Origin of the sequence: Pseudomonas sp. PWP3-1b2 (assembly GCF_049896045.1) — a bacterium.
In the GTDB taxonomy this organism is placed as follows: Bacteria; Pseudomonadota; Gammaproteobacteria; order Pseudomonadales; family Pseudomonadaceae; genus Aquipseudomonas; species Aquipseudomonas antarctica_B.
In genome coordinates this window covers 1-1,432 of record NZ_JAFCTN010000089.1, presented here as the reverse complement: position 1 = coordinate 1,432, position 1,432 = coordinate 1, and the positions used below count along the sequence as shown (strand labels likewise).

Below are 1,432 nucleotides of genomic sequence, written 5' to 3'. Positions count from 1 at the left end.
GTGAATGTCACCTTGAGCAATGGCTCGGTGATTACCATCAAGGCTGGGGAGTCGGTCGGCACGGTAGTTGTGGATACCCCGGCTAACGACGTTTACAACAACGGTTCGACCGTCAGCACCACGATCACCAACGCTACCGGCGGTAACTTCGAGAACCTGGTGCCGAATCCAGCTCCGGCTGTGACCACGATCACCGACTCGATCGACACCACCACCGTCACCCTGACCGCAGATAACTCGGTCACCGAAGGCGGCAATATCACTTACACCGCTACGCTGACTAACCCGGCGCAGACTGCGGTGAACGTGACGCTTTCGAATGGCCAAACGATTGTTATTGAAGCGGGCAAGTCCGCTGGTTCCGTAGTATTCGAAACCCCAGCCAATGACGTCTACAGCAATGGTTCGACCGTCAACACGACGATCACCAACGCTACCGGCGGTAACTTCGAGAACCTGGTGCCGAATCCAGCGCCGGCTGTGACTACGATCACCGACTCGATCGACACCACCACCGTCACACTGACGGCTGGCGACACGGTGACCGAAGGCGGTCAGATTACTTACACCGCCACGCTGACCAATCCAGCGCAAACGCCGGTGAATGTCACCTTGAGCAATGGCTCGGTGATTACCATCAAGGCCGGCGAATCGACTGGCACCGTCGTCGTTGATACTCCGGCTAACGATGTTTACAACAATGGCTCGACTGTCAGCACCACCATTACCGCTGCAACTGGCGGCAACTTCGAAAACCTGGTGCCGAGCACTACGCCTGCGGTCACCACGATCACTGATTCGGTCGATACCACCACCGTCACACTGACGGCGGGTGACACAGTGACCGAAGGCGGTCAGATCACATACACCGCCACGCTGACCAATCCAGCGCAGACCCCGGTGAATGTCACCTTGAGCAATGGCTCGGTGATTACCATCAAGGCCGGCGAATCGACTGGCACCGTCGTCGTCGATACCCCGGCGAATGACGTTTACAACAATGGTTCGACGATCAGCACCACCATTACCGCTGCAACTGGTGGCAACTTCGAAAACCTGGTGCCGAGCACTACGCCTGCGGTCACCACGATCACTGATTCGGTCGATACCACCACCGTCACACTGACGGCGGGTGACACGGTGACCGAAGGCGGTCAGATCACTTACACCGCCACGCTGACCAATCCAGCGCAGACCCCGGTGAATGTCACCTTGAGCAATGGCTCGGTGATTACCATCAAGGCCGGCGAATCGACTGGCACCGTCGTCGTCGATACCCCGGCGAATGACGCTTACAACAATGGTTCGACGATCAGCACCACCATTACCGCTGCAAGTGGTGGCAACTTCGAAAGCCTGGTGCCGAGCACTACGCCTGCGGTCACTACGATTACGGATTCGGTTGATACCACGACCGTTACGCTGACGGCTG

Annotated in this window: 1 protein-coding gene; it reads left to right on the top strand. The window is 57.7% G+C overall.

Features of this window, described 5'->3' with window-relative positions; genetic code table 11:
• Window positions 1-1,432 (top strand): immunoglobulin-like domain-containing protein (locus ACP7A2_RS27110; RefSeq protein ID WP_426136850.1); only part of this gene is annotated, 1,432 nt, incomplete at both ends.